Origin of the sequence: Variovorax ureilyticus (genome assembly GCF_050632185.1) — a bacterium.
Lineage (GTDB): Bacteria > Pseudomonadota > Gammaproteobacteria > Burkholderiales > Burkholderiaceae_C > Variovorax > Variovorax ureilyticus_A.
Map to the genome: position 1 here is coordinate 3,661,604 of NZ_CP192579.1, position 18,872 is coordinate 3,680,475.

Below are 18,872 nucleotides of genomic sequence, written 5' to 3' on the forward strand. Positions count from 1 at the left end.
TCGACGCTCATTCACCCCTTCGCGAACTGATCTCACCGATCCGGAGAAACCGCATGTCCCTCATCTCACAAAAGCCCTTGATCACCGTGGCCGGCGCGTCCAGCAAACAGGGCCGCAGCGTGGCTAGCGCCTTGCTGGCCAGCGGCCGCTACCGGGTGCGCGCACTGACCCGACGGGCGGAAAGCGCGCTCATGCGCCAGTTGGCCGAGCGCGGCGCAGAGATCGTCGTGGCGCCGCTGGAGCCTGGCCGCCAAGCCGAACTCGCGGCCGCCATGCGCGGCTCCCACGGCGCATTCCTGATGACGCCGCCGACCACACCGGCGCCACCGCCGGGCCAGCCCGAACTGGCGCTGGGTTGCGAACTCGCCGACGCAGCGCACGCCGCGGGCGTGCAGCACATCGTGTGGAGCGGCCTGGAGAACGTCGAAGCACGCACCGGCGGCGCCAAGTGGGCGCCGCATTTCACCGAGAAGGCGCTGGTCGAGGCCCACATCCGCAGCCTGCCGCTGCGCAGCTCGTTCATCTACCTGGCCTTCTTCTACAGCAATTTCCTGGAGTACTACGTCCCTCGGCGGGAGCCCGATGGCAGCCTGACTTTCGCCATCTATCTGCCGCCGGACACGCCGATTCCCTTCGTGGACCCGCTCACCGCAGCCGGCCCCGCGGTGCTGGAAATGTTCGACCACCCGGAAAAATACGCCGGCAAGGCTCTGCCCGTGATCGGCGAGGTCCTGACAGCGCGGCAGATGGTTGAGACCTTCGTTCGCGTGTCGGGGCAGAAGGCGCGCTACGCCTCGGCCTACACACGCGAAGAGCTGCTGCGGCACTTCCCTGCATTCGGTGCCAACGAATACCTCGTGCGCGAGCTGGTGGGCATGGTGGAGTACGCGGTCGAATACGGCTATTACGCGCCAGAGCGTGATGTGCAATGGAGCCGCAGGATCGACCCCCACGCCCTCACCTGGGAGCAGTTCCTACAGCGGAGCGAATGGCGAGGCGAGCTGACGAGCTATGGCGCCCCGCCCGAAGCCGCGCGCCCGGCGTTGGCGTGACCGGCTCTCAGGAAGCGCCGGATCGCGTGCCCACGCTCAGTCCGCAATCAGCGCCTCGGGAATCAGCCGGCGTTCGATCATGGCCGCATCCCACGGCGGCACTTTCGTGAAGGCCGCCGTGAGGTGCTCGATGAACAGCCTGAGCTTGAACGCATTGCGCGAGGTGCCCGCATAGACCGCGTTGAGCGAGAACGACGAGAGCTGATGTTCCGACAGCACTACTTGCAGATCACCCCGCAGGATGGCGTCGCCGGCCACCAGCGTGGGCAGGCACACGATGCCCGCATGCTCCATGGCGTATTCGCGCAGCAGGTGCACGCTGTTGGTCAGCAGCGCCGCGCTCATGTAGAGCGTGACCTGCTCGCCCGCGTGATGGAAGGTCCAGCGATCGCGTGTGGGATAGCCGGAATAGAGGCCCAGCGTGTGCTTGTGGAGGTCGCGTGGGGTTTCGGGCACACCATGCGTGCGCAGGTACTGGGGGGTGGCGCAGAACACGCGCCGCACCGGAAAGAGCGGGCGCGACACGAGTTCGGTCGAAGCCGCCGGAAAAATCTGCAGCGCGCAATCGACGCCGGCCTTGACCGGGTCGACCACCGCATCGCTCACAATGAGTTCGAGATGGATGTCCGGGAAGCTGACCTGGAACGCACGCAGCAGCGTCGCGAAATGCCCGAGCACGAAGCCCGTCAGCGCATGGATGCGCAGCGTGCCGGTCGGACCGGCGCGTGCGTCGCGCATCTGGTCCAGGATGTCGTTGGCCCGCCCGACCAGTTCGGTGCAGTCGCGCAGGAACGCCTGGCCCACGTCGCTGAGCCGAACCACGCGCGTGCTGCGATGAAAAAGCGGTGCGCCGACGTGGTCCTCGAGCTGCTTCACGCGGGTGGTGACCACCGACTTCGCGACTCGCATCTGCCGCGCGGCCTCGGCGAAGCTCTGGGTCTGCGCGACGCGCACGAAGGTCTCGATGTTTTCCAGGCGATCCATGGGCTGGCAATGTAGCCGCGGGACGCCCTGTACGGAGTGAGGGTCGGTGCTAACCTCGGCGGATGTTCAATCCCACCCAGGAAGAAGTCCGCCGCTTCTTCTGCGACGTCTTCGCCAAGAGCCGGCGCGGCGAGCCGATGGAAGCGCTCGAGATCATCGCCGCCCGCTGGATCGACGAGCACCCCGAATACCACGCCGACCTCGCCGATGCCGATGCAGCTGCCCTGCGTGTCTACGACGGCAAGGACGGACGCGAGAACCCGTTCCTGCATCTGTCGATGCACCTGTCGATCAGCGAGCAGTGCTCGATCGACCAGCCGCGCGGCATCCGGCAGGCGGTCGAGCTGCTCGCCAAGCGGCGCGATTCGCTGATGGACGCGCACCACGAGGCGATGGAATGCCTCGGCCAGATGATGTGGGAGAGCCAGCGCGCCGGCCGCCCGCCCGATGGCGAGGGCTACGTCGCCTGCGTTCAGCGCCGGGCGACAAAGGATTGATCACCCCCATGCGCCTTCGGCGCTCCCCTCTCCGGGGGCGCACCCAGCGGCCCGGCGGAGCCGGTTCCGCAGGTGCCCTGGAATGGGCTGCGCCAGTCTTGTGCGCCATGAACGACAAAGCCCGCCTTGCAGCGGGCTTTGTGATTGAGCAAAGGGCGTTTACTTGGATTCGTGGAAGCGCGATTCCGGCACCGTCTTCAGGTCGCCGGGCAGCGAGCTGATGTAGCTCGTGAGCTCCTTGATTTCGGCGTTGGTGAACTTCTTCGCCTGGCTGCCCATCACGGGGTGCGAGCGGCCGATCTGCATGCGGTTCTCGATCTTGTACGATTTCAGCGCGACGTAGAGGTAATCGGCATGCTGGCCGGCGAGCTTCGGGACCGAACCGTCGTTCGGCGTGTTGAAGTTGGCGCCGTGGCACTTGGTGCAGGAGTTGTCCTTTTCACGCGCGATCAGGTCCTGAACGCGGGGACTCGGCGCGGCGGCGGTGGCCGGCGGCGGCGCGTCGCCTTCCTTGAGACCGAGCTGGCTGTAATAGGCGGCCAGATCGGCGATGTCCTGCTCGCTCAGGGTGTCCGCGATGGCGTGCATGGTGGGGTGCTTGCGCTCGCCGCCCTTGTACTGGGTGAGCGCCGAGACGATGTAGGTGGCACTCTGGCCCGCGATCATCGGGACCTTGTGAATCTCGGGGAAGCTGGCCTGATACCCGATGATGCCGTGGCAACCCGTGCACATGGCAACCTTCTTGGCGCCTGCTTCCGCGTTGCCGGTGATCTTCTGTGCCTGGGCCGAGACCGTCACGCAAGCGACAGTGAAGGCAAACATCGTGGTCAACAACTTCTTCATTTTGCGCGCACAATCTCGTGGAGTTTTAGGGCAAATCAACATTTGATTATATGGGTCGCTCCTCTCGGAACCCATTGGGGAGCACCCCGAGCGGGTCGCGTCGCGAATCGATGTTGTGTCCATCCAACCAACCATCCCGCCTCGATGCCATCCATGAAATTCAAGGGTTCAGACAACTACGTCGCCACACAGGATCTGATGCTCGCCGTCAACGCGGCCATCACGCTGAAACGCCCCCTGCTCGTCAAGGGCGAGCCCGGCACCGGCAAGACGATGCTCGCGGAAGAAGTCTCGCAGGCGCTGAACCTGCCGCTCCTGCAGTGGCACATCAAGTCCACCACCAAGGCGCAGCAGGGCCTCTATGAATACGACGCGGTGAGCCGCCTGCGCGATTCGCAACTCGGCGACGAGCGCGTGAAGGACATCCACAACTACATCGTCAAGGGCGTGCTCTGGCAGGCGTTCACGGCGGACGAGCCGGTAGCGCTGCTGATCGACGAGATCGACAAGGCCGACATCGAATTCCCGAACGACCTCTTGCGCGAACTCGACCGCATGGAGTTCTACTGCTACGAGACGCGCGAACTCATCCGCGCCAAGCACCGGCCGGTGGTGTTCATCACCTCCAACAACGAGAAGGAACTGCCCGACGCCTTCCTGCGCCGCTGCTTCTTCCACTACATCAAGTTCCCCGATGCGGAGACGATGAAGAGCATCGTCGCGGTGCACTTCCCGGCCCTCAAGCACGAGTTGCTCACGGCGGCGATGAAGACCTTCTACGACGTGCGCAACCTGCCCGGGCTGAAGAAGAAGCCCTCGACTTCCGAGCTGCTGGACTGGCTCAAGCTGCTGGTCGCCGAGGACATCCCGCTCGAGGCGCTGCAAAGCAAGGACGACAAGGTCGCCGTGCCGCCGCTCGTGGGCGCGCTGCTCAAGAACGAGCAGGACGTGACGCTCTTCGAAAAGCTGGTCTTCATGCAAAGGCATAACCGCTGAGGCACCGCGATGGCCTTTGTCGAACCCGTCACGCTCAAGGCGCGCGGCATCGCGCTGGTGCCGCTCTCGCTCGCGCATGAAGAAGGCCTGCGCGCGGCGGCGGCCGACGGCGAGCTGTGGAACATCCGCGTGACCTCCGTTCCGGAGCCGCACGAGACGCGCACCTACATCGAGAACGCGCTGAAGATGCGCGAGGACGGCAACCGCTTCGCCTTCGCGGTGACCGACGAGGCCACCGGCACGGTGCTCGGCAGCACGAGCTACCACGACATCCTGCCGGCCGTGAAGCGCGTCGAGATCGGCTACACGTGGTATGCCAAGCGCTGCCAGCGCACGCACGTCAACACCACCTGCAAGCTGCTGATGCTCACGCACGCCTTCGATGCGCTGGGCTGCCATGTGGTGGGCTGGCGCACCGACAACTTCAACCATGCGTCGCAGCGCGCCATCGAGCGCCTCGGCGCCAAGAAGGACGGCGTGATCCGCGGCCACGCGCTGCGCCGGGACGGCACGATCCGCGACACCGTGATGTACAGCCTGCGTTCGGGCGAATGGCCCGAGGTGCGTGCCCAACTGAATGACCTGCTGGACAAGCCCCGGGCTCGCGCCCAGGAGTGATTCGCCATGCTGATCGACTTCTTCTACACCCTGCGTTCGGCCAAGCTGCCGGTGTCGGTCAAGGAATACCTGACCCTGCTCGAAGCGCTGCAGGCCGATGTCGTCGGCCCCAATTCCGATGATGCCTTCGGCCTCGACGACTTCTACTACCTTTCGCGCACCGCGCTGGTGAAGGACGAGAAGCACTACGACAAGTTCGACCGCGCCTTCGCCGCGTACTTCAAGGGCGTGGAGATGCTGACGGACTTCACCAAGGACGTCCCGCTCGACTGGCTGCGCAAGACGCTGGAGCGCGAGTTCACCGCCGAGGAAAAAGCCAAGATCGAGAAGATGGGCTGGGACGAACTCATGGAGACGCTGAAGAAGCGCTTCGAGGAGCAGAAGGAACGACACGAAGGCGGCAGCAAGTGGATCGGCACCGGCGGCACATCGCCCTTCGGCCACGGCGGCTACAACCCCCAGGGCGTGCGCATCGGCGGCGCGGGCAAGAACAAGAGCGCAGTCAAGGTGTGGGAACAGCGCGCCTACAAGGATTACGACGACAGCCAGGAACTCGGCACGCGCAACATCAAGATGGCCTTGCGCAAGCTTCGCAAGTTCGCGCGCGAAGGCCACGAGGACGAGCTGGATCTCGACGAGACCATCAGCAAGACCGCCGCCAATGCGGGCTACCTCGACATCAAGATGCGGCCCGAGCGCCACAACAACGTGAAGGTGCTGCTGCTGATGGATGTCGGCGGCACGATGGACGAGCACATCCAGCGCGTCGAGGAGCTGTTCGCGGCCGTCAAGACCGAGTTCAAGCACCTGGAGTTCTATTACTTCCACAACTGCGTCTACGACTTCATGTGGAAGAACAACCGCCGACGCTACTCCGAGAAGTTCCCGACCTGGGACATCATCCGCAAGTACAACAAGGACTACAAGCTGGTCTTCGTCGGCGACGCGACGATGAGCCCGTACGAGATTCTCCAGCCGGGCGGCAGCGTCGAATACAACAACGAGGAAGCCGGCGCGGAGTGGATTCAGCGCCTCACGCACGCCTTCCCGAAATTCGCGTGGATCAACCCCGAGCCGCAGGGCGTCTGGCAATACCGCCAGAGCATCGCGGTGATTCAGCAGCTGGTGTCGAACCGGATGTTCCCGCTGACCCTGCGCGGACTCGAGGATGCGATGCGTCTTCTTTCCAAGTGACGGAATCGGAGCGCGCGCGACATCCCTCCCTCGGGGATTTTTTAACATTTAGACATTTTGTTGTAAGAACTGTCACATTCTGCTCATCTTGATTTACAGTCGTCCAGCGGATACCCATAACTTCTGTGGATCCAAGGAGGTGCTGTCATGTCGGCTGTGATGTCAATCGAATCCGGGCGGTCACTCGCGGAACGGCCCGTCGAAGTCGCTGAACTGCCGCGACCCCTGATGGATGACCATGTGTGCATCCGCGGCGTCCGGTTGCGGTACTCGGAGCTCGTCGACCGGTCCTTCTTCGCCCCCGAGCAACGTGCTCGGCTGCGCCAGGAGCTGGAGCTTGCCCAGCCTTTCCCGCACCTCGTGATCGAGGGCCTGTTCCATCCCCGGTTGCTGGAGCTCGTCGCCGAGGAATTCGACACGCAGCCTGCCTCCAGTTGGGTCAACATTCATACTCCCTACGAGCGCACACGCCGGTCGGTGCCGGGCGTCAGTCTGCAAACGGCTTCGCGGACGTATTTCGACATCGTGAGTTCGGGCTGGTTCAGCGAGTGGCTGACATCGATCACGAACATGCCCTACCTGCTGTCCGATCCCAGGCTGGTCGGCGGCGGCCTGCACGAAAGCCGGTCCGGCGGTACTTTCTCGATCCATCGTGACTTCCGCCGCCATCACGACACGGGCCTGCGCAACGCGATGGTCCTCATCACTTACCTGAACAAGGGCTGGCAGCCCGAATGGGGTTCGGCGCTGGAACTGTGGGACAAGAAGAACGATCGCTGCGGGAGGGCGGTCCAACCCGAATTTGGCAGGACGGTCATCCTGCCCCACGGCCCCGTGAGCTACCACGGGCACACGCAGCCGCTGAAGACGCCAGACGACCGCCCGAGACGTTCGGTTGCCGCCTACTTCTATACAAGCCCCATGGCGGGCAAGCGCAGCATGGATGATATCGCTACGAACTTCCTGCACCCCGCCCGGATCGACCAGGTCAAGACCGTCACGCGCATGATCGTGCCGCCCTTCGCCTGGGCACTCGGCAGGAAAGTCATGGGCCGCTGAATCCGCCGTAGCCCGGACGCCCCCGCGCTGCTGTCAGAATCGGCGGGGTGCGTCGGGTTGTTCCATCTCTCACGCCGGCTTGGATGCCGGCGTTGTTGTTTGCAGGCCTCCTTCTTTTGCAGGGATGCAGCCTGCTGCCGCAAAAGGAAACCGAGGAGCGCGACGCGGCCGGCAGTCCCGTTGCGAGCGAATCGAGCGCATCGGGGCGCGAGGCCTTCACCGTCGACGTGCAGGCGCCCGACTCGGTGCGCGACTTCCTCACCCGCAATCTGGAGATCCAGCGCTACCGCAGGCTCGACGATCTCGGCGCGGTCGAGATTTCGCGCCTGATGGTCGCAGCCGAGGCCAACGCGCGCGAGCTGCTCAACACCATGGGTTTCTTCACCCCCACGCTCACGCTGGAGCTGCGCGAGACGCCGGGCGGCAAGGCGCCGCGCGAAGTCAGGATCACCGTCGTGCCCGGCGAAGTCACACACGTGAGCGATGTGCAGATCGACTTCACCGGCCCGATCGCGGAGACGACGGAATCGGAGGCTCGGCGCAACGCGATCCGCGCCGACTGGCCGCTGCGCAAGGGCCAGCCCTTCAGCCAACAGACCTGGGACAACGCCAAATCCACCACGCTGCGCAGCCTCACGGCGAAACGCTACCCCACCGGCACCATCGTCACGAGCCGAACCGAGGTGGATGCCGATCGCAGCGAAGCCCGCCTCAGCGCGACCTACGATTCCGGGCCGGCCTACCGATTCGGCCCGCTGGAGGTGCACGGCTACCATCGCTACGACCCGGACGCGATGCGTCGCATCGCGCGCATCCCGACCGGGTCCGACTACGACCAGCAGCAACTGCTCGATGCCCAGCAGCGGCTCGCGAGCAGTGGCTACTTCAATTCGGTGTTCCTCACGCTCGACACCGCGCACGACGACCCGCTCAACGCGCCCGTCATCGCGCAGGTGCAGGAGGCGCCGCTGCAGAAGATCGTGGCCGGCGTCGGCTACACCACCGACAGCGGGCCGCGGCTTTCAATCGACCACATCCACAACCAGATGCCGCTGCTCGGGTGGCGCGCGGTGTCCAGGCTCTATCTCGATCGCGACACGCAATCGCTCGGCACGGAGTGGAGCGCCGTCCCGCGCGACAGCGGCTGGCGCACTTTCACGGCGGCACAGCTCAAGAGCGAGGTGTCGGGCGACTACAAGGTCGACAGCGGCCGGCTGCGCGGCGGCGAGAGTCAGGCCAGCGATCACATCGACCGAAGCCTCTTCGCGCAGTACGACTACGCGACGAACCACGGCTTCAATCCGCCACCGTCGGCTACGGCGCTGAGCCTCAACTGGAACTGGACCGGTCGCTATTTCGACAACGCCAACGCGCCGACCCGTGGTCATGGCATCGCGCTGGAACTCGCCGCCGGCTACACGCTGACCGGTGAGCGCGCGCCCTTCACGCGGACCTATGCGCGCTGGGTGGGCTTCGTGCCCGCGGGCACTGTCTACAGCGACGACGGCACGCAATCGCGCGGTGCCCGCATCCAGCTGCGATCGGAAATCGGCGCGCTGATCGCCAAGGACAGCGCGCAGATCCCGAGCACCCTCGCCTTCCTGACCGGCGGCGACACCACGGTGCGCGGCTACAGCTTCCGCTCCATCGGCACGGTGCGGCCGGGCGGCACCGTCATCGCCGGCCGCTATCTCGGCGTCGCGAGCATCGAGTGGCAGCGCCCCTTCGTCTACAACGGAAGACTCTCCGACTGGGAAAGCACGGTGTTCGTCGATGCCGGCTCGGTCGCGGACAAGGTTGGCGATCTCCAGGCCAAGGTCGGCGTCGGCGTCGGCGCGCGCTGGAAAAGTCCGATCGGGCCGGTGTCGATCGATCTTGCCTACGGTGTCGACGCGAAAGCATTCAGGCTGCATTTCCGCTTCGGCTTCACCTTCTGACCATGACCGACGAAACGCCTGACACCACGCCCACACCGCCGATGCGCTCGCGCCTGCGCCGCGTGCTGCGCGGTTTCGGCTGGTTCGTGGGCGGCTTGGTCACGCTGGTCATCGCCCTGCTGGCCGGCGCATGGTGGTGGCTCGGGACGGACGAATCGCTGGCCTTCGCGCTGTCGCGCACCGCACGCTTGCTGCCCGCGGATCAGACGCTGGAGAGCCGCGACGTCTCGGGGTCGCTGCGCGCGGGCGGCCGCATCGGCTGGCTGCGCTGGCAAAGCCCGACGCTGGCGGTCGAAGTGAGCGACGCGCGCATCGGCTGGCAGCTCGCGCCGCTGTTGCGGCGCCGCGTGCAACTGGGCGAAGTCCACGCCGGGCAGGTGGTGGTCGAGCGGCGCGGCACACCCGAGGAAAAGCCGGTCGAACCGCTCGAGCAGATCGTGCTGCCGGTGCAGATCGAACTGCCCTTCTCGATCGACGACCTGCGCTGGGCCGGTCCGCCGGCGCTGCAGGCGACCCGGCTTGCCGGCAGCTATCGGTACACCAGCGAGCACCATCACGTGCTCGAGATCACCAGTGTGGACGTGGCGGAAGGCCACTACGGAGCGCACCTCGATCTGCAAGGGCCCGCGCCGATGGCGATCGACGCGAAGATGAACGGCCGGATACGCGCCTCGCTCACGAAGGAGAACCCGCTCGACGTGCTCGCCAATGCCCGCGTGACGGGCACGCTTTCCGGCGCGGACGCCCGTCTCGCCGTCGACGCGGAACTTCAGCCTGTCGACGAAAGCGCCGAAGCGCCGATGCGCGCGCAGTTGCAGGCCCACGTCGCGCCCTGGCAGCCGCAGCCCGTGATCGACGCCAAGGCGGAACTGGAGAACGTGGATCTCGCCCGGCTGTGGCCCGACGCGCCGGCCACGCTCCTCACCGGTCACATCGAGGCCGGCCCCGAAGGCACTGCGAACAACGTGGCCTGGAAAGCCAGCGCAGACATCCGCAACGCGATCGCCGGGCCGTGGGACGCGGGCAGGCTGCCCGTCGAGCAGGTCGAGGCGCAAGCCGCCTATGACGGCACCACATGGACGGTGCCCGCCGCCACGGTGCACCTCGGCGGCGGCCGCATCGAGGCCGAAGGGAGCTGGAGCCCTGCGCCCGAACCCTGGCAGGCGCGCGCCACGGTGCTCGGCGTCCAGCTCGGACAACTGCATTCCGAACTCACCGGCGCACCGCTGGGCGGGACCCTCAAGGCCGAGCAGGCGGGCGACACGATCCGCTTCGATGCCGCGCTGCGTGCCCAAGGCGGCGCCGGCATGCAAGGGGTGCTCGTCGAACGGGCCATCGCGCAGGGCCAATGGCAGAACCAGGTGCTCGACCTGAAAACGCTGCGGGTCGAAGTCCGCCACGCGACCCTCGAGGGCCGGTTGCAGGTGCAGGTGGCCGATCGGGGCGGCAGCGGCGACCTCCGCCTCGTGGTGCCGGGCGGCAACCTCCAGGTGCAGGGCCGCATCGCGCCGGCGAACGGCAACGGACAGATTCGCACGCAGATCGACGACGCCGCCGCGCTGCAGCGCTGGATCGAATCCTTGCCGGAAATGGAAAAGCTCTTCAGCGGTTCGCGCGTGCAGGGCAATGCGCGGCTCGAAGCGAGTTGGAAAGGCGGCTGGCAGGCGGTGCAGCGACGCCTGCAGACCGCGAACGAGCCGGCCCCGCGCGGGACGGCCGAGCCGACGATCGACGCCACGCTGACCGTGCCCAAGCTCGATGTCGCGCTTGCACCGCCCGAGACGGGCGAGGCGACCCGCATCGCTCTCGCCAATGTCCGCGCCGAACTCGCGGGCAGCCTCGCGCAATCCACGCTGGCGCTCAAGGGCGAAGCCAGCACCGGCACGCGCAAGATCACGCTCGACGCGCGCGGCGGCGGCGGCATCGATCGGGCCAATCAATGGCGCGCGGCGCTCGCCACGTTCCGCGCGCAGTACAAGGACAGCACACGGCCGAGCCCTTGGACGCTCGCGCTGACTCGCGCTTTCAGCGCCACCATCCGCTCGGTCAACGGTAACGCGCCGCGCCTCGAAGTCGAAGCATCGGGCGCCGGCGCGGAAGTGACCGGCCCGGTGCCCGGCACGCTGAAGATCGACTGGCAGCCGCTGCGCTTCAGCCAGAGCGGCTCGGGCACGACCCGCTCGACGCGGCTCCAGTCCAAGGGCCAGTTCCAAGGCTTGCCCATGGCCTGGGCCGAGGCCTTCGGCGAGACCGACACGCTCGAACGCATCGGCTTCAGCGGCGACCTGATGTTCAACGGTGAATGGGACATCGACGCCGCCGACACGCTACGCGGCCATGTGCGCGTCAATCGCCAGAGCGGCGACCTCCGCGTGCAGGCCGGCGAGGCTGCGCTGGTCACTCGCGTCCACAGCACCGGCACCGGCGCGCGCAGCGAGACCACCATGGACGCGGCAGGCCCGGGCGTGAGCACGCCGGCCCAGCTGCGGCAGGCCGAGCTCCGGCTCGATGCCGAGGGCGACACCGTCCGGGGCCTTCTGGCCATGGACAGCGAGCGTGGCGGCCAGGTCCGCGTGGAAGCAAGCACGCGCCTGCTGCAACGGCCCGGCGGCTGGCAGTGGGCCGCCGACGCGCCGCTCGCGGGACGCGTCACCGCGAAGATGCCCAATCTCGGCGTGTGGTCGATGCTCGCGCCGCCGGGCTGGCGCATCGCCGGCACGCTGCAGACGGATGCCACGCTCTCCGGCCACCGGAACGACCCGCGATGGAACGGCACGCTCGCCGCCGACCAGCTCGCGCTGCGCGCATTGGTCGACGGCCTCGACCTGCATGACGGCCGCCTGCGCGCGACGCTGGCCGGCAACCACGTCGAGATCAACGAGTTCACCCTCAAGGGCGGCCTCGGCAGCCAGACCCGCATTCCCGGACAGGGCGGCAATCTCAGCACCGCGGCGAGCGAAGCCGCGAGGGATGGCGGCACGCTCACCGTGCGCGGCGACATGGCCTGGGGCCCCGCGCCGGCCCCGGGCGCCGGCAGCGGAATCCGGATGGCGCTGCAGGCGCAACTGCGCTCGCTGCGCACGCTGGTGCGATCCGACCGGCAACTGACGCTCTCGGGCGACGTGCAGGCACGGCTCGAAAGCGGCCAGTTCACCGTGCGCGGCGGCCTGCGCACCGATCGCGCGGTCATCATCCTCCCGGACCAGACCGCGCCCAGCCTCGGCACTGACGTCGTGGTCCGCTCGGCGGTGCGCGACCGCGAAGCGAAGGAAGAGGCGGAACGCCTCGTCCAAGCCACCGAACGCCTCGGCGCCCGCCCGCAGACCGCGAAGCCGCTTGACGTGATGGTGACCTTCGACCTCGGCGAAGATTTCGCGGTCCAGGGCCGCGGCATCACCACGCGACTGGCCGGCAAGCTCAACATCCAGAGCACTGCGCTGAGCACCCCGCCGCGCGTGACCGGCGAGGTGCGCACCGTCGCCGGGCAGTACCGCGCCTACGGACAGCAGCTCAACATCGAGACCGGCATTGCCCGCTTCAACGGGCCCGTCGACAACCCGCAGCTCGACATCCTGGCTATCCGACCGAACATCCAGCAGCGCGTCGGCGTCGCCATCACCGGCACGGCGCAATCGCCGCGCGTGCGGCTGTACTCGGAGCCGCAGCTCTCCGACCAGGAGACGCTGTCATGGCTGGTGCTGGGACGCGGCTCCGCGACCAGCGGCAACGAATCGGCGATCCTGCAGCAGGCCGCGCTGGCGCTGCTCGGCGGTCTGGGCAGCGGCAACACCGGGGGCGGGCTGGCGAGCCGCATCGGACTCGACGAAATCGGCTTCCGCGGCCCCGGCAACGGCGGCGAGGTGCGCGACTCGTCCGTCACCGTCGGCAAGCGCATCGCGCGCGACTTCTACGTCACCTACGAACGCAGCCTCGCGGGCACGCTCGGCACGCTCTTCGTCTTCTACGACCTCACGCGCAACCTCACCCTGCGGGCCCAGGCCGGCCAACCGAGCGGCATCGACCTGATCTACACATTGCAGTTCGACTGAACTGGTAAAGTTGCGGGCTTCGTCCTCGTAGTTCAATGGATAGAACGGGGTCCTCCTAAGACTCAGATACAGGTTCGATTCCTGTCGAGGGCACCAAAGGTGCCGTTTCAGGCCACCTCACCGCGTAGCTTCCCATGGCGGAGTCAGATCACCCGATAGGCTGCAGGCGAGAGGCGAGAGGCATCTCGTCAGTCCATCGCTTGGCTTTCTCGACGATGTCTGCACCTTTGACCGCCGGCTCCAGGCAGCGACTCTCCAGCATGATGAAATCGATGCTGTGTGGCTGCGGCGCCTCAGTGTGGAAAGCACCGTAGCCCTCGATGATCGCGATCTCCTGGTTTGCGAAGGAGATCGCCGTTCCGTCCTCCAGATTGAGAACGCCGGACCCACCTTCTGCCCCTTCCAACTGAAAAGTCTGGACGTGCAAGCCGTCCACGATGACTCGATCGGCAGCGCGGAGCGCCGCAAACATATTGGTTTTGAACTTGCGCACAACCTCACTCCAATTTGTTATTGGTTTGCGAGAGATTATGAAACAAATTGCTTCAATTGCTTCCGCGAAGGGGGGCAGAAACTTGAAGCTCGGGCGCCGCGACAATGGGTTGATGCTTCGCCGGATCGATTCCTGTCGAGGCGCCCGCCCACGCCGCGATCCTTAGCGGCCCTCGAGCGTGTAGTCCGTGTACTCGGCGTGGCTCCAGCGGATCGTGACTTTGAGCCTGGCCTCGGTTTGCTGCGCAGCGGGCACGGCAAAGCGACAGTTCAGGCTCACATTCCCATCCTCGCCGAACAGCTCGTTTCGGCTGCCCTCCTCGCAAGTCAGCGGCCGACCGTCCAGCGAGGGGCGCATGCTGACTCTCGTGTCGTCGTGGCTGCCTGAGAAGCGCGCGATGAACTCGAAGCCTCGCTGCATCGTTCCACCGGCCGGAATGACGCAAAGCACGTCCTTCGAATCGAAGGTCTGGGATTCGACACTGCACGCCGCTTGACCGGCTTCGGCAGGGTTCGAGAAAACAAGAGTGCAGAGCAGGAAAGGCAAGACGCGTCGCATGAATCCTCCGGGCCAGGACCCCTTGCCGGGGCCGAAGGCCAGCATCTTGCTGCAGGTGTGTGACAGCAGCTTGTAGGCCCCTCATACACGGCTCGTGCGATCGCAAAAAGAAAACCCGCCGAAGCGGGTTCAAAACAGCCGAGACATGGAAGGCTGTATTGCGGAGCATGGCAGACGGGCCTGACCTGGGCCTGAGTTCCCTACGCAGCCCCCGCCGGTAGCATGCCGAAATGAGCTTTCTCGTCGGCACCGCCTCGTGGACTGACAAGACTCTGATCGAGTGCGGGCGCTTCTACCCCCGGGCTGCAACACGCCCGAAGCGCGCCTGCGCTACTACGCGTCAGTCTTCCCGCTGGTCGAGGTCGACAGCAGCTACTACGCCATCCCGACGCCGATGACGGCGCAGCAATGGGCGCTGCGCACGCCCGATCAGTTTGTCTTCAACGTGAAGGCCTTTCGCCTGTTCACCGGACACTTCACCGAGACCAAGGTGATGCACAAGGACCTGCAGCAGGCGCTCGGTGCCGGCCGGAAGCTCTACTACAAGGATGTGCCGGAGGACATCCGGGCCGAGCTCTGGAGGCGTTTCGCCCTGGCCCTGGAGCCGCTGCGGGTGGCGGGCAAGCTGGGACTGGTCCACTTCCAGTTTCCTCCACGGCTGCAGTTCAGTCGGGAAGCGATGGCGCATATCGAGCGTTGCATCGGATCGATGCCGAACTGCACGCTGAGCATCGAGTTCCGTCACAGATCGTGGTGGGAGGGTCCGGAGCGCGTTGCGAGCACCCTGGCCTTCCTGCGGGAGCATCGCCTGGTGCACACCATCGTCGACGGCCCCCAGGGCGCGCACAACAGCGTTCCGGCCGTCTGGGAGACCACGCATCCGGACTACCTGCTGCTGCGCCTGCACGGCCGGAACGTGGAGACCTACAACGCGCCGGCGCAATCCGCAGCCGAACGCTTCGACTACGACTACCCCGACCGGGAACTCGCAGAGCTGGCGGCCGAGCTTGTGCGCATCGCCTACAAGGTGCGCAACAAGCACGTCATCTTCAACAACTGCGACGAGGACAAAGGCCAGCGCAACGGCATCACTTTCCTGAAGATGCTGCTGGCGCATGGCTGAACCCGCCGGGCGTGGAGGAAATCGCCCCGAGCTCCGAGATTTCTCCCAGATGGGCCCGCAGACTCTGTCCTGCGGCCGGAAGTCTTCACAGACCCCTCCACTCCCTCCACCATCCGGCTGTTTCAACCCGCTTCGGCGGGTTTCTTTTTCTGCTCGAACCCGATGTCGCGGGTTTTCCCTGTCTGATGGGGACAAGGTTGGGGACAACAGCACTGGATTCGCATCGGATCGACATCTGGAGCAGCTCCGAACACGGTGCTCACGAAACAGGCAATCGCTCGGCGGCGGCCCGAGCGGGGGCGCGCGGCTAGAATCCGGGGCCTCATGCCCCGCTGGCTCATCGCCTCTTTCATCGCCTTCGTGCTTTCCTGGCTCGGTTTCACGGCCGCCGCGCAAGCCAGGACGGTTCACCTTGCGGACAACTGCGAGGTGACGGTGGCATCGATTCAGCAGGATGCAACACCGGCCAACGATGCGTCCTCGCCCGACGCGAGCGACGAGTTCGCGGATCTCGACGAGCCCGGATTCGACCTCAACGAATTCCTCACGGGTATTCGCCCGCTCCTCGTCCCGGCGGTCGCCGCGGTGTGGCCTCCGCGCCTGACGCCGCTCGGCGTACCCGTGCCCCCGCTCGAGCGGCCCAAGCGGCCGCCTCGCGGCAGCGTCTTCCCCGTCTAGCTCGCAACTTCGAAGGCCTACGGCTTTCGTCTTCCCGATGCGAGCCCCTGCATCGTGGCGCCGGCGCGCGCGATGCCATCGATCCGGCGACCGACCGCCGACCCCGTCAGGAACAAGTAGGAAGGAATCAACGATGCGTCTCACCACCAAGGGCCGATTTGCCGTTACCGCCATGATCGACGTGGCGCTGCAGGGCCCGGCAGGGCCCGTCAACCTGGGCTCCATCAGCCGGCGCCAGCGGATTTCGCTGTCGCATCTCGAACAGCTCTTCGCCAGGCTGCGGCGCCACGATCTGGTCGAATCCACGCGCGGCCCGGGCGGCGGCTATTCGCTCAGCCGCAAGCCCGCGGAGATCACCGTGGCGAACATCATCCGGGCGATCGATGGCGACGGCCTGGAAAAGGCCAAGCCCCTGCAACCCGCGCTCCCGGGCGCGGTAAACCGCCACGCCACCGACGAGCTGTGGGCCTCGGTCAGCCGGCGCGCGCTGGAATTCCTCGACACCATCACGCTGCAGAGCCTGGTGGACGAGCAGATCGCGCGCGGCGTCGAGGTCGAGCACGAGCGCAGCCCACGACGCTCGCCGCTCCCCACGGCGCGCGTGAAGCCCGCACCTGTCAATGCACCGAACTCGGTCTTCGCGCTGGGCGCGATGCTCGCGAAGCGCTCCTGACGCGGCACGACGGGCGGTCCCTGGGGCGCGCATCCGATGGCCGGCACGGGACTCGCCTGGGCCGAGCGCCTATGCTCGGCATTCCCATGGCCGCCTCCATTTCTCACCTTCACGATCTCGCGGTCCTCATCGGCCGCTTTCAGCCTTTCCACAACGGACATCTCTCGCTCCTGAAGCAGGCGCTCGATCTGGCGCCGCGCGTCGTCGTGGTGATCGGCTCGGCATTCAGCGCGCGCTCGCCGAAACTGCCTTTCGACTGGCAGGAGTGCGCACGCATGGTTCGCGACGCAGTCCCTGAATCCGAACGCGCGCGCATCCTCTGCGTGCCGGTGCGCGACCACTTCGACGAGGCGCGCTGGGTGGCTGCGGTGCGCGGCGCCGTCGCGCAGGTTCTGGCGGAGCACCACGTGCCCTCTCCCGCATCGACGGCGCTGGTCGGCCACTTTCGCGATCCGACGCGCGATTACCTCCGCGCCTTTCCGGACTGGACGCTGCACGTGGTCGAGGGCACGCCCATCCGGCGCGCGAGCGCGCTGCGCGGCGCCGTGTTCGAGCACCCCGAGAAAGGTCTGGCCGACATCTCCGGCGAGGTACCGGCGAGCACCGTCGAGTTTCTGCGCGAATGGAGCGCATCCCCCGCTTTCAAGGCCCTGCAGCAGGAAGCAGCCATCTTGCGCGAGTACGACATCGCATGGTCCGTCGCCCCTTACCCACCGATCCTGGTCACCGTCGACTGCGTGGTGAAATGCCGCGACAGAGTGCTGCTGATCCAGCGCGGCCACTCGCCCGGCAAGGGGCTGCTCGCGGTGCCGGGTGGATTCCTCGAACAGCGCGAAAGCACGCTTCAGGCGGCCCTGCGCGAACTCGACGAGGAAACGCACCTCGCAGTGCCGCACGCGACGCTACAAGGCTGCCTCAAAGGTAACGATGTGTTCGACCGTCCCGACCGGAGCCAGCGCGGCCGCACCATCACGCACGGATTCTTTTTCGATCTGGGCGATCGCGAACCGCCGCCGATCCGCGCGGACGACGATGCCGCTGCGGCGAGCTGGACGCCCATCGACCAGCTCTGCGCGAGCGAGGATCGCTTTCTGGACGACCATTTCCAGATGCTCGACCACTACTTGGTGCTGCTTCCGCGTTAGGCCGCCTGTAGGCACGCGCCGACGCAGTCCCCCAGTCTTCTCCGGCAGCGCGCGCGGCAACGAGCGCCTATCGTGTTTTCAAACGCACACCGGACTTCCACCGATGAAGGGCATGATCCATTGAAGTGTTCAGCGACGATTCCTCCTCCCGGCGCATCCCTGCGCCGTTCTACAGCGCCCCCGGGGCGCTGTTTTTTGGGTGGGCCGCGCCACTGCCTACTTCAGTTCGCGGCGCAGTTCCTGGACGTCGGCATGCAGGCTCTTCGCCCAGGCCCGCCGGTCGCGCCCGTGCGAGGACTGGGGCTCGCCGAAGCGCACGACCGCGATCAGCGGCGGCGCCTTCAGCGTGTTCCACACGGACGAGAGCAGGTTGTCCTCGCCGATGTAGCGCGGCGCGTAGCTCGTCTCGCCGGACTCCGCATCGGCAAAGCGCAGCGCGGCGGGCTGGATGGGTGCGCCGGACGAAATCGCCGCCTGCAGGAGGTTGGCGTGGAAGGGAAGCAGCCCGTGGCCGTCGCTGGTCGTGCCTTCGGGGAAGACCGCGATCACGTCGCCGTCACGCAGCGCCTCCGCCATGTGGTGCACCACCCGCATCGCATCGCGCGGCCGCTCGCGCTCGATGTAGAGGAGCCCGCGCCGTTCGACAACGTGCCGATCACCGGCCAGTGCCGCACGTTGGACTTCGACACGAAGCGCACATGCCGCGCCGCGTGGATGGTGAGGATGTCCAGCCACGACAGGTGGTTGCAGATCAGCAGCACCGGCCCGTGCACCGGCGGCGTGCCCTGCACGGTGAGGCGGATGCCCATGAGGTTGAGCATGCGCTCGGCCCACCGCTGCACCTGCGCCTCGCGCTCCGCAACCGAGAGCGCCGGAAACCTCGTGCGGATGATCCACCAGCCCCGGGATATATGCGCGATGGCGCGCAGGAGCTTCAGGCTGGCGGAGAGCGCGTGCATCGGGCGAGATTGCT

Annotated in this window: 16 protein-coding genes, 1 tRNA gene and 2 pseudogenes; 13 read left to right on the forward strand and 6 right to left on the reverse strand. The window is 66.5% G+C overall.

Annotated features, from left to right (window positions below; all coding sequences use genetic code 11):
- Window positions 1-53: 53 nt before the first annotated feature.
- On the forward strand, window positions 54-1,052 hold the full coding sequence (locus ACQ858_RS18070; RefSeq protein WP_431273986.1) for an NmrA/HSCARG family protein: 999 nt from the start codon (window positions 54-56) through the stop codon (window positions 1,050-1,052).
- A gap of 36 nt (window positions 1,053-1,088) precedes the next feature.
- Here ACQ858_RS18070 and ACQ858_RS18075 read toward each other — a convergent pair whose 3' ends face one another.
- Window positions 1,089-2,036, reverse strand: a complete 948-nt coding sequence (locus ACQ858_RS18075; RefSeq protein WP_431273987.1) for a LysR family transcriptional regulator — start codon at window positions 2,034-2,036, stop codon at window positions 1,089-1,091.
- A gap of 62 nt (window positions 2,037-2,098) precedes the next feature.
- On the opposite strand from ACQ858_RS18075, the gene ACQ858_RS18080 reads away from it, so the two are divergent.
- The gene (locus tag ACQ858_RS18080) at window positions 2,099-2,533 is read left to right on the forward strand and encodes a DUF1841 family protein (RefSeq protein ID WP_431273988.1); all 435 of its coding nucleotides are present in this window, start codon (window positions 2,099-2,101) and stop codon (window positions 2,531-2,533) included.
- Between the two features lie 159 nt (window positions 2,534-2,692).
- On the opposite strand, the gene ACQ858_RS18085 is transcribed toward ACQ858_RS18080, so the two are convergent.
- Window positions 2,693-3,376 (reverse strand): c-type cytochrome, encoded by a 684-nt coding sequence (locus ACQ858_RS18085; RefSeq protein WP_431273989.1) that lies wholly within the window; start codon window positions 3,374-3,376, stop codon window positions 2,693-2,695.
- A gap of 153 nt (window positions 3,377-3,529) precedes the next feature.
- On the opposite strand from ACQ858_RS18085, the gene ACQ858_RS18090 reads away from it, so the two are divergent.
- Genes ACQ858_RS18090 through ACQ858_RS18100 form a run of 3 tightly spaced genes read left to right on the forward strand, consistent with a single transcriptional unit; the run spans window position 3,530 to window position 6,184 of the window.
- Window positions 3,530-4,372, forward strand: coding sequence for an AAA family ATPase (locus tag ACQ858_RS18090; protein WP_431273990.1), 843 nt, complete (start codon window positions 3,530-3,532; stop codon window positions 4,370-4,372).
- Between the two features lie 9 nt (window positions 4,373-4,381).
- Window positions 4,382-4,990, forward strand: a complete 609-nt coding sequence (locus ACQ858_RS18095; RefSeq protein ID WP_431273991.1) for a GNAT family N-acetyltransferase — start codon at window positions 4,382-4,384, stop codon at window positions 4,988-4,990.
- Window positions 4,991-4,996: 6 nt separating this feature from the next.
- Window positions 4,997-6,184, forward strand: coding sequence for a vWA domain-containing protein (locus tag ACQ858_RS18100; RefSeq protein WP_431273992.1), 1,188 nt, complete (start codon window positions 4,997-4,999; stop codon window positions 6,182-6,184).
- A 180-nt stretch (window positions 6,185-6,364) separates the two neighbouring features.
- Here the strand turns inward: ACQ858_RS18100 and ACQ858_RS18105 are convergent, their stop codons facing one another.
- Window positions 6,365-6,565, reverse strand: coding sequence for a hypothetical protein (locus tag ACQ858_RS18105; RefSeq protein WP_431273993.1), 201 nt, complete (start codon window positions 6,563-6,565; stop codon window positions 6,365-6,367).
- On the opposite strand from ACQ858_RS18105, the gene ACQ858_RS18110 reads away from it, so the two are divergent.
- From ACQ858_RS18110 to ACQ858_RS18125, 4 genes are all read left to right on the forward strand, one after another.
- Window positions 6,545-7,243 (forward strand): 2OG-Fe(II) oxygenase, encoded by a 699-nt coding sequence (locus tag ACQ858_RS18110; RefSeq protein WP_431273994.1) that lies wholly within the window; start codon window positions 6,545-6,547, stop codon window positions 7,241-7,243. The genes ACQ858_RS18105 and ACQ858_RS18110 overlap by 21 nt on opposite strands.
- An 83-nt stretch (window positions 7,244-7,326) precedes the next feature.
- Window positions 7,327-9,180: an autotransporter assembly complex protein TamA gene (locus tag ACQ858_RS18115; RefSeq protein ID WP_431273995.1), complete on the forward strand. Its 1,854-nt coding sequence runs from the start codon at window positions 7,327-7,329 to the stop codon at window positions 9,178-9,180.
- A 2-nt stretch (window positions 9,181-9,182) separates the two neighbouring features.
- The gene (locus ACQ858_RS18120; RefSeq protein WP_431273996.1) at window positions 9,183-13,229 is read left to right on the forward strand and encodes a translocation/assembly module TamB domain-containing protein; all 4,047 of its coding nucleotides are present in this window, start codon (window positions 9,183-9,185) and stop codon (window positions 13,227-13,229) included.
- A 21-nt stretch (window positions 13,230-13,250) separates the two neighbouring features.
- A tRNA-Arg gene (locus ACQ858_RS18125) sits at window positions 13,251-13,325 on the forward strand.
- Between the two features lie 52 nt (window positions 13,326-13,377).
- Here ACQ858_RS18125 and ACQ858_RS18130 read toward each other — a convergent pair.
- A complete protein-coding gene (locus ACQ858_RS18130; protein WP_431273997.1) occupies window positions 13,378-13,722 on the reverse strand; it encodes a hypothetical protein in 345 nt (114 codons plus the stop codon).
- Between the two features lie 162 nt (window positions 13,723-13,884).
- A complete protein-coding gene (locus ACQ858_RS18135; RefSeq protein WP_431273998.1) occupies window positions 13,885-14,325 on the reverse strand; it encodes a hypothetical protein in 441 nt (146 codons plus the stop codon).
- Window positions 14,326-14,510: 185 nt separating this feature from the next.
- On the opposite strand from ACQ858_RS18135, the pseudogene ACQ858_RS18140 reads away from it, so the two are divergent.
- The 4 genes and pseudogenes from ACQ858_RS18140 to ACQ858_RS18155 all read left to right on the forward strand — a co-directional run bounded on the left by ACQ858_RS18140 (window position 14,511) and on the right by ACQ858_RS18155 (window position 17,899).
- Window positions 14,511-15,403: pseudogene (locus tag ACQ858_RS18140) on the forward strand (DUF72 domain-containing protein).
- Window positions 15,404-15,727: 324 nt separating this feature from the next.
- Window positions 15,728-16,081, forward strand: coding sequence for a hypothetical protein (locus tag ACQ858_RS18145; protein ID WP_431273999.1), 354 nt, complete (start codon window positions 15,728-15,730; stop codon window positions 16,079-16,081).
- 133 nt (window positions 16,082-16,214) lie between these two features.
- Window positions 16,215-16,754, forward strand: coding sequence for an Rrf2 family transcriptional regulator (locus tag ACQ858_RS18150; protein WP_431274000.1), 540 nt, complete (start codon window positions 16,215-16,217; stop codon window positions 16,752-16,754).
- A gap of 86 nt (window positions 16,755-16,840) precedes the next feature.
- Window positions 16,841-17,899, forward strand: a complete 1,059-nt coding sequence (locus ACQ858_RS18155; protein ID WP_431274001.1) for an NUDIX domain-containing protein — start codon at window positions 16,841-16,843, stop codon at window positions 17,897-17,899.
- A gap of 216 nt (window positions 17,900-18,115) precedes the next feature.
- On the opposite strand, the pseudogene ACQ858_RS18160 reads toward ACQ858_RS18155, so the two are convergent.
- Window positions 18,116-18,858: pseudogene (locus ACQ858_RS18160) on the reverse strand (lysophospholipid acyltransferase family protein).
- Window positions 18,859-18,872: the final 14 nt, after the last annotated feature.